The sequence below is a fragment of the Sphingomonas sp. CFBP9019 genome, assembly GCF_034045155.1.
Lineage (GTDB): Bacteria > Pseudomonadota > Alphaproteobacteria > Sphingomonadales > Sphingomonadaceae > Sphingomonas > Sphingomonas aerolata.
Genome location: NZ_JAXCWK010000001.1, coordinates 512,869 through 522,058 on the forward strand (window position 1 = coordinate 512,869; position 9,190 = coordinate 522,058).

Sequence of the window (9,190 nt, forward strand, 5' to 3'; positions counted from 1 at the left end):
ACGTCGTGCGGAGCATGCCCTATAGTCGCGGTTCACACGTTTGTCGCCTCCTTGTAATAACATTGCGCAATGGGTTTGATCTCTCGCGTCGCTTCGCGCCCGCTTTCTGGTATGTCCCCGGGCATGACACACAGCCGCGACACGGGCCTGACGCTCGATCCGAAGTTCGACTCCTCCGGCCTGCTGACGGCGGTCGTCACCGATCGCGTGTCGGGCGATGTCTTGATGGTGGCGCACATGAATGCCGACGCGCTGGCGCAGACCCAGGCGACCGGAGAGGCGCATTTCTGGTCGCGGAGCCGGCAAGCCTTGTGGCGCAAGGGGGAGACGTCGGGCAATGTGCTGCGCGTCGCCGAACTCCGGATCGACTGCGACCAGGACGCGATATGGGTGATCGCCGATGCCGCGGGCCCGGCCTGTCACACCGGCGAACGTACCTGTTTTTTCCGGCGTATAGAGGGTGATGGCCTGGTGACCGCCGAATGAGCCACTGGCGTGGCGGGCTCATGCTCCTGCTGTCGCTGCTGGCCGGATGCGACGGTGCGTCGACCAGCATCACCAATACCGAGAGCACGCCCGGTTCGCGGCTCGAGTCGGCGGCGCGGAGCGCGGGTATCGTTGGTGATCCCGGTGCCGCGCTTCAGGGCTCCTGGGCGCGCGATACCGACCGGATCTGCATCATTGGGACCGAGCGGGTCAGCCGGATCGGCGTCAGCGTCGATTATGGCGAAGCTCAGAGCTGCGCGGCATCGGGGACCGTCGAGCGCTCAGGCGAGCGGCTGCAGATGACGTTCGGCAAATGCGCATTCGATGCGCGGTTCGACGGGGATCGCATCACATTCCCCGCCGACATGCCCGAAGCGTGCGAAGCGCTGTGTGCGGGACGAGCCTCGCTTGCCGCGGTGACGGTCGATCGGTTGAGCGAGTCGCGGTCCGAGGCGGCCACGCTGCGCTCGAAGGCGGGCAAATTTCTATGCCGAGATTGACGTTGACGTAAACGAGAGCTAAATGTTCCGGCATGGCGACCAGAGCATCCCCGGCAGAACGGGCATCTCCCGAATCCTATGCGGTGATCGAACCGCGGCATGATCGCGACCATTTCACGATATCGGATCTGTCGAGCGAGTTCGACGTGACCGCACGCGCGCTTCGCTTTTACGAAGACGAAGGGCTGATCGCGCCCGAGCGACGGGGCACGCAGCGTATCTACTCGCACCGCGACCGCGCACGGCTCGCATGGATCCTGCGCGGCAAGCGTGTCGGCTTCAGCCTCGGCGAGATCCGCGAGATGATCGACCTTTACGACGTCGGCGACGGGCGTCGTGCGCAGCGTCAGGTCGTGATCGAGCGCAGCCAGTCGCGGATCGCGCTGCTGACCGCGCAGAAGCGGGATATCGACGCCGCCATCGACGAACTTACCAATTTCGTGGCCCTTCTCGAAGTCGGCCGCGCCAACGACCAGCAAGGATAGACCATGCCCCAATATACGCCCCCCGTCCGCGACACGCGCTTCGTCCTCGAACAGGTCGTCGGCCTCGACCGCTACAGCAACCTGCCGGGCTTCGACGCGGCTTCCCCCGACGTCGTCGACGCGGTGCTGGAAGAGGGCGGAAAATTCGTCGCCGAAGTCCTGTTCCCGCTCAACCTGTCGGGTGATCAGCAGGGCTGCACCCGCCACGAGGACGGATCGGTCACGACGCCCGACGGCTTCAAGGAGGCGTACAAGCAGTATGTCGAGAGCGGCTGGGCGACGCTTGGCAACCAGCCCGAATATGGCGGGCAGGGGATGCCGCACGTCGTCTCGACCGCGTTCCAGGAATACATGATCTCGTCGAACATGGCGTTCGCGATGTACCCCGGCCTGACGCATGGCGCGATCGCCGCGCTGGTCGCCAAGGGATCGGACGCGCAGAAGGCGATGTACGTGCCGAAGATGGTGTCGGGCGAATGGGGCGGGACGATGAACCTGACCGAGCCGCAGTGCGGCACCGATCTGGGCCTGATCCGCACCAAGGCCGAGCCGCAGGCGGACGGCTCCTATGCTATCACCGGCACGAAGATCTTCATCTCGAGCGGCGAGCATGACCTGACGGAGAACATTATCCACCTCGTCCTCGCCAAGACGCCGGGCGCGCCCGACAGTTCGAAGGGTATCTCGCTGTTTGTCGTGCCGAAGTTCCTCGTCAACGAAGACGGTTCGCTCGGCGATCGCAACGGCGTCACCTGCGGGTCGATCGAGCACAAGATGGGGATCCACGCCAACTCGACCTGCGTGATGAACTATGACTCGGCGACCGGCTGGCTCGTCGGCGAGGAGATGAAGGGCCTCGCCGCGATGTTCATCATGATGAACGCGGCGCGTTTGGGCGTCGGCCTTCAGGGGCTGGGCGTGGCCGAGGTCGCGTATCAGAATGCGGTGCAATATGCGCAGGACCGTCGCCAGGGACGCGCGCTGACCGGGCCGAAGGAGCCGCAGGAAAAGGCGGATTCGCTGTTCGTCCATCCCGACGTGCGCCGCATGCTGATGGAGGGCAAGGCGATGACCGAGGGGTTGCGCGCGTTGATCCTGTGGACCGCGCTGCAGGGCGATCTCGAGCATAACGCCGCGACCGAGGAAGAGCGTCAGCTGGCGGGCGACATGATCAGCCTGCTGACCCCGGTCATCAAGGGCTATGGCACCGACAAGGGCTATGAGATCGCCACCAACGCGCAGCAGGTCTATGGCGGTCATGGCTACATCGCAGAATGGGGCATGGAGCAATATGTGCGCGATGCGCGGATCGCGATGATCTACGAAGGCACCAACGGCGTGCAGGCGATGGATCTGGTCGGTCGCAAGCTGGCGCAGAACGGCGGTCGCGGGATCCAGGCGTTCTTCAAGCTGGTCGCGGACGACGTTGCGGCGGCCAAGAGCGATCCGGCGACGGCGGCATTTGCCGAGGCGCTGGAAAAGGCGAACGGCCAGCTTCAGGCGGCGACAATGTGGTTCATGGCGAACGGCATGAAGAACCCTGAGAATGTCGGCGCCGGTGCGGTCAGCTACATGCATCTGATGGGGATCGTCGCGGTCGGCGCGATGTGGCTGCGGATGGCGGTTGCCGCCACCAAGCTGAAGGCGGCCGGTGAGGGCGAGGCGGCGTTCCTCGACGCCAAGCTGATCACCGCGCGTTTCTATGCCGAGCGGATCCTGCCCGACGCGGGCGCGCTGCGTCGCAAGATCGAGGGTGGCGCGGAGTCGCTGATGGCGTTGCCGCCGGAGATGTTCATGGCGGCGTGATCGCCATCCTCCAGACGTGAAGGGCGCGGGCATCGGGATATCCTCCCGCGGCCCGCGCCCTTTTTTTGTCCATGTCGCTCGGACAAAAAAGGGGAGCCGTTGCCGGCTCCCCTCCTGAGGTACGTTGTGTCCGGGGATCAGAAGTTGATCCGGACACCTGCATAATAGCGGCGGCCGAGCGGATCATAAGTGCCCGCATCGGTATCCTGGCCGGCCGACGCGCCGATATCGGCGAGATAGGGCGGCTTGTTATTGAGCAGGTTCGACCCGCCGACGTAGAATTCGAAGCCGTCGTTCGTCTGGAAACGGATCTGCGAGTCCAGGTAGAATTGCGGACGGACGCGGTACAGCGGATTGGTACCCGGGCGGGCGCCGGTCAACTGGTCGTCGAGGCTTGCCTGGCTCATCCAGGTGCCCGTCGTCGTAAAGCCGACACCATCGATGTCATAGGACAGGTTCGTCGTAAACCGGTCGCGCGACGCACCGATCTCACCCGCGAAATAGTCACGATCCGCATCGGGCAGGGGCACCGTGTAGCCCGAGATCAGATGCGTGTATGAGCCTCGCAGACCAAGTGTGCCGGCGAGACCGATATCGGCGAGATCCTGGCGATAGGTGATGACCGTATCGATGCCCCGGGTCTTGACGCCACCGCTGTTGAGGAAGCTGGTCGTCAGCTGGTCGAGCGACCCGGCGCTGTTCGGCCCGAGCGCGGCCGCACGGCGCGTGATCTGGCTGCAATAATCCGAATTGCCCTGCTGGTAGCACTGGTTGACGATGTATTGCAGCGGCGTCTGGACGATCGCATCCTTGATCCGGATGTTGAAGTAATCGACCGTGACGACGAGGTTGCGCAGCGCTCGGACCGAACGCGGGTTGATCACCACGCCCGCGGTGAAGGAATCGCCCTTCTCTTCTTGGAGGTTGCGATTGCCCGCCTCGAAGCTGGTGACGCCCTGGATATCGGCCTGGTTCGCGGCGAACGCGCCGCCGTTCGCCGCGATGTTGGCGAGCACGCCGGACGCGGCACGGCAGGTCGTGCCGAGCGTTCCGGCCGTCGCCGCGGTCACGCCGATGCAGGGATCGTTGACGCTTGGGAAATTCTGCTGCGGAGCCTGGAACAGCTCGTTGATGTTCGGCGCACGCACCGACCGCGCCTGCATCACGCGGAAGCGGATATCCTCGACCGGTGCCCATTCGCCGCCGAAATTGTAGCTGTAGGTGGTGCCGACGGTCGAATAATCGGACACGCGGATCGCGCCGCGGACGCTCAGCGACTGGAAGAACGGCTTGTCCTGGATGATCGGTGCGACGACCTCGCCGAACCCTTCCCAGAGATGGAAACGTCCCGCGGTCGATGGCAGCGCGTTGTTGCCGTTCAGGCCCTGCTGGGTGAGCAGATCGAAGTCGTTGCGGCTGCTCTCGCGGCGGTATTCGGTACCGACGCTGAAGCCGATCGGGTCGGCGCCGAACAGCGAGAAGAGCTTGCCCGATACGTTGCCGCCGGCAACGGTCTGCGTGACCTTCGTGCTGAGCGTGGTCGGCACGGCGAGATAGCCGGCCGCCGGTGCGAGCGCGCCCGCGCCGTAGATGTTGGCGGGAACGCAGCCTGCTGCGCGCGCGGTCGGATCGGCGCACACGATCTGCCCCGTTGCTGGGTCGCGATAAGAATTTAGCGCCTGGAAGAAGTTAGCGGTATTAAATTGGCCGGTTCCGACCTGGTCTTCTTTGGTCTGGCCATAGATCCCATAAACTTCATAGTTAAAGCGGTCTTCGAGGAACTTGCCGTTTGCGCCGCCCGCGATGCGGAACAGGTCACGGCTGGACCGGATCGTCCGGGGTCCGAAATCGGCGAGACGGCGATCAAAATAGATGTCCCGCAGTCCATCATTGTCGGTGTCCGTCGCAGCATTGAAGATCGCGTCTGGCACATAGGGGTTGCGATAGGTTACGCCGCCGACGACCGTCTGGATCGGGATCTGGCCCGAATTGCGTGGGTTGCTGAAGGTCGAATCGAGGGGGAACGCCTCGATCACGGTGCTGACCTTGGTCTTGGCATAATTGCCCTCGACGAACAGGTTGAGTGCAGGCGACACCTCGTAATTTGCGCGGCCGGCGGCAACGTAGCGCTCGACGGGAACGGCGAGATAACGGAAGTCGGACCGGTTGAAGCCGTCCGGGCCCGCGGCCGTACCATCGGCATTGACGCAGCCCCCCGTGCCGTTGGCGGACGCGCAATCGCGCAGCGCGCCATCCTGACCATAGGTGAAGGTGCTGTCGCCGGCATAATAGCGACCCTGCGGCGCAAACCCCGAAAGATACGGCCGCTGCGGCGTAAACAGCTCGGCATCGTTGCCTGTTAGATAGCCGCGGCTTGTCGAATCGACGGCGCTTGAACCCGCCTCGGTGAAACGGTCGCGCTTCAGCACTGTACCCTGCTTCGAATAGCCACCGAACAGCATGATGTTGCCGCGATCGTCAGCGAAGTTCTTCCCGACGAGGGCATTGACCTGACGGTCGAAGCCGTCGCCATATTGCGACATGCCGACTTGGCCGTCGAGCTGGATGCCGTCGAACTTCGTCTTGTAGATCATGTTGACGACGCCCGCGACCGCGTCGGACCCGTAGACGGCCGATGCGCCGCCGGTCAGGATGTCGACGTTCTCGAGGAACTGCGTCGGAATCACGTTGAGATCGACCGCGCTGCTGCCCGGAAGGCCCGAGACGAAGCGGCGGCCGTTGACGAGGACCAGCGTGCGGTCCTCGCCAAGGTTGCGCAGATTGACCGTCGCTACGCCCGCGCCCTGCGTCGCGAAGCTCGAATTGGTGCGGCTGACGCCCGGCGTACCGAATGCCGGATTCTGGAGCAGGACGTCCTGTACGTTGATCGCGCCGGCCTGCTGGATCTGCGCGATGCCGACGCTCTGGAGCGGCGAGGCGGCGGTGGCCGACGGCGATGCGATGCGCGAGCCGGTCACGACGATCTCGCCTGCCGGCGCTTCTGTAGCACCCTGCGGGTTCTGATCCGTCGCGGTCTGGGTCGGGGTCGCTGGCTCCAAAGCCTCTGCCTGAGCGGCTGCCTCGGGCGTGGCCGCAGGCGTTGCCGGAGCGGTTTGTGCGGCAGCGGGGAGCGTGGAAACCGCAACGAGGAGGCTCGTGGCGAGCAGACTGCGACGATAGGCTTGGGTCATTTAATACTCTCGACTGAAACATTCCGACGAAGGGGCAAAGCCGCTGACCTTCGTCGATGCGCCGCCGTTAGGCCGCGCGGCGCGGCCCGATCCACTCGATTGAGACGAATAGGATCGTTTTTTTACAATGTGTTTCATCCTTGCAACAGTCTGGAGGGATTGGGTTTCCAGCGCCTCGGGCTGACGCGCCGGAGCCGCCAAGCGTGCAGGTGAGGCACCCGATCAGCCGCATGCGATTTCCCGATCGCCGTCTTCCCCCGGGGGGCGCTGTTGGCGTAGACGGAGCCATGGCGGTTACCGTGTTTCCCGATCTCGTTGCGAAGAGTGTCTCCGGGACATGACGGTCCCCGGAACATGGGCGACCGTTCTGGCCGGCGTTGCGACGCTGCTGCTGCTCGGGCTTGGCGGGCTGCTGCTGTTCCTGGGATTGCGCGCGCGCGCCGGCGTCGCGACGACCCTCGCTGAGAATGCGACGATGCGCGCGTTGCTCGATGGGTCGCCGGCCGTCGCGACGGTCGTCCGCTCGGATGGACGAGTGGAGATGCCGCAGCGGATGGCGGACTGGCTGGGTATTCCGGCGCCACGCTATCTGATGGATCTGGCGGGTGAGGAATCCGGGCTCTCACCCGAGGATGCTGCCGCGCTGACCGCTGATGTGACCGCTGCACAGCGTTCGGGCCGGCCCTTCGTCCGTGCCGTCCGCCCCGTCGGTTCGACGCGGGCCATCACGCTGCGCGGCGCGCGTGCGCCTGGTGCGATGGGGGCAACTGGCAGCATCCTGATCTGGGCGTTCGATGCAACGGACAGCGAATCCGAGATCAAGCGCCTCGGCACTGAGACGGCGCGGCTTGGTGCCGCCTATGAGGCGCTGACCGGGCTGATCGAAGCGGCGCCGCTGCCGATGTGGTACCGGGCGCGCGATCTCAGGCTGTCGATGGTCAATTCCGCCTATGTCGCGGCCGTCGAGGGCCAGGATGCGCAGGACGTGGTCGCGCGCGGCCTCGAACTCGTCGAGGGATCGGGGCGCGGCGGGCCGCTGGCGGGTGCCGCCGCCGCGCGCGAGCAGGGGCGGCCGCACCAGCAGGTCCTGCCCGCGACGATCGACGGGGCCCGTCGGTCGCTCCAGATCTATGACGTGCCGCTGCCGACCGGCGGGGTGGCGGGCTTTGCGATCGACATCGAGGATCTCGAGCAGGCGCGCTCGGGCGCCAAGCGCTTTGCCGAGGCGCAGCGGGCGATGCTCGACCGGTTGTCGGCGGGGGTCGCGCAGTTCGGTGGCGACCGCGGCCTGGTCTTCTGCAACCAGCCGTTCCGGCGCATGTTCGCGATGCGGGCGGAGTGGCTCGCCGACCGTCCCGAATTCGACCGCGTGCTCGAACGGATGCGCGAAGCGGACAGGCTCCCGGAGGTCCGCGACTTTCCGGCATGGAAGGCCGAGCGTCGCGCATGGTTCATGCAGACCGGGACCATGCCGAACGGCGGCGCGAGCGAGGAGATCTGGCACCTGCGCGGCGGTACGCATTTGCGCGTTGTCGCCCAGCCCTTGCCCGATGGCGGGCTGTTGCTGATCTTCGAGGACCGCACCGAGCATGTCCAGCTCGCCAGCGCGCGCGACACGCTGCTGCGCGTCCGTACCGCCACCTTCGACAACCTGTTCGAGGCGCTCGGCGTGTTCGCCGCCGACGGCCGGCTGCAATTGTGGAATAACCGATTCAGGGTGCTGTGGGGCCTCGAAGAGGAATTCCTTGCGGGTCATCCGCGTGTCGACGTCTTTGCCGATGCGGCCGCGGGCAAGTTGATGACGCCCAACCGGTCGGCGCTGATCCCCGATCTCGTGCGATCGGCGACCGCCGGACGGCAGCAGCGCGGGGGCCGCGTGGCCTTTGCCGACGGCCGGCATTTCGAATTCGCGGGCGTCCCGCTGCCCGACGGCAACGCGCTGTTCACGATGCTCGACATCACCGACAGCCGGCGTGCGGAGCAGGCCTTGCGCGAACGCGCGAACGCGCTCGAGGCGGCGGACAAGGTGAAGACGGCGTTCGTCGCGAACATGAGCTATGAGCTCAAGACGCCGCTGACGTCGATCAGTGGTTTCGCCGAGATGCTGCACGGTGGCTATGCCGGGCCGATGAGCGAACAGGCCGGGGGGTATCTCGAGGCCATTCTCGAATCGGTCGAGCGGCTCGGGCTGCTGGTCGACGACGTGCTCGACCTGACCCGGACCGAGAGCGAGAGCACCGAGATGGTGCGCACCGATGTCGAGCTGGCGGTGGTCGCCCGCGCCGCGGCAGGCTCGATCCAGGCGACCGCGCGGCGTCGCAAGCTGGACTTCGCGATCGAGATCGGGCGCTCGACCGGGCGTATCTGCGGCGATCCCAAGCGACTGCGTGAGATCGTCGAGCATCTGCTGCGTCACGCGGTCGCCGGTACGCCCGAGGGGGGGCGGATTCTCCTGCACGCCGACGGCAATGCAACGCATGCGCGGATCGTCGTGTCGGATGACGGCGCGGGGATGAGCGCGGAAGGCGTCGCGCATGCGTTCGACCGGTTCGCCGAATCCAAGACGATCGGCGATCGTGCGCTGGGGCTCGGCCTGCCGCTCGCCAAGCAGTTCGTCGAGGCGCATAACGGCACGATCGATCTCGTATCCGAACCCGGAAACGGCACGCTGATCACGGTCGAACTACCGCGGAGATGATCATCGCTTTGAAGGGACACGCAC

At 65.5% G+C, this 9,190-nt stretch carries 6 protein-coding genes; 5 read left to right on the top strand and 1 reads right to left on the bottom strand.

Annotation, left to right across the window (positions count from 1 at the left end; translation table 11 throughout):
- Positions 1 to 123: 123 nt before the first annotated feature.
- Genes hisI through SOM18_RS02235 form a run of 4 tightly spaced genes read left to right on the top strand, consistent with a single transcriptional unit; the run spans position 124 to position 3,277 of the window.
- Entirely contained in the window at positions 124 to 486 is a 363-nt protein-coding gene (hisI, locus tag SOM18_RS02220; RefSeq protein WP_031396541.1) for a phosphoribosyl-AMP cyclohydrolase, read from the top strand.
- On the top strand, positions 483 to 986 hold the full coding sequence (locus SOM18_RS02225) for a hypothetical protein (RefSeq protein WP_236559005.1): 504 nt from the start codon (positions 483 to 485) through the stop codon (positions 984 to 986). The genes hisI and SOM18_RS02225 overlap by 4 nt, the downstream gene beginning before the upstream one ends.
- A gap of 32 nt (positions 987 to 1,018) precedes the next feature.
- Entirely contained in the window at positions 1,019 to 1,471 is a 453-nt protein-coding gene (locus SOM18_RS02230; protein ID WP_031396539.1) for a MerR family transcriptional regulator, read from the top strand.
- A gap of 3 nt (positions 1,472 to 1,474) precedes the next feature.
- Entirely contained in the window at positions 1,475 to 3,277 is a 1,803-nt protein-coding gene (locus SOM18_RS02235; protein ID WP_031441213.1) for an acyl-CoA dehydrogenase C-terminal domain-containing protein, read from the top strand.
- A gap of 137 nt (positions 3,278 to 3,414) precedes the next feature.
- Here SOM18_RS02235 and SOM18_RS02240 read toward each other — a convergent pair whose 3' ends face one another.
- Positions 3,415 to 6,468, bottom strand: coding sequence for a TonB-dependent receptor plug domain-containing protein (locus SOM18_RS02240; protein WP_192008923.1), 3,054 nt, complete (start codon positions 6,466 to 6,468; stop codon positions 3,415 to 3,417).
- Between the two features lie 337 nt (positions 6,469 to 6,805).
- Here SOM18_RS02240 and SOM18_RS02245 point away from each other — a divergent pair, with 337 nt between their 5' ends.
- Positions 6,806 to 9,166, top strand: a complete 2,361-nt coding sequence (locus SOM18_RS02245; protein WP_107045841.1) for a PAS domain-containing sensor histidine kinase — start codon at positions 6,806 to 6,808, stop codon at positions 9,164 to 9,166.
- The last annotated feature ends 24 nt before the right edge of the window (positions 9,167 to 9,190 follow it).

Excerpts from the sequence above, each read along its gene's own strand:
- SOM18_RS02235 (WP_031441213.1), top strand. The coding sequence starts at position 1,475 with ATGCCCCAATATACGCCCCCCGTCCGCGACACGCGCTTCGTCCTCGAA.
- SOM18_RS02225 (WP_236559005.1), top strand. The coding sequence starts at position 483 with ATGAGCCACTGGCGTGGCGGGCTCATGCTCCTGCTGTCGCTGCTGGCC.
- SOM18_RS02230 (WP_031396539.1), top strand. The coding sequence starts at position 1,019 with ATGGCGACCAGAGCATCCCCGGCAGAACGGGCATCTCCCGAATCCTAT.
- hisI (WP_031396541.1), top strand. The coding sequence starts at position 124 with ATGACACACAGCCGCGACACGGGCCTGACGCTCGATCCGAAGTTCGAC.
- SOM18_RS02240 (WP_192008923.1), bottom strand. The coding sequence starts at position 6,468 with ATGACCCAAGCCTATCGTCGCAGTCTGCTCGCCACGAGCCTCCTCGTT.
- SOM18_RS02245 (WP_107045841.1), top strand. The coding sequence starts at position 6,806 with ATGACGGTCCCCGGAACATGGGCGACCGTTCTGGCCGGCGTTGCGACG.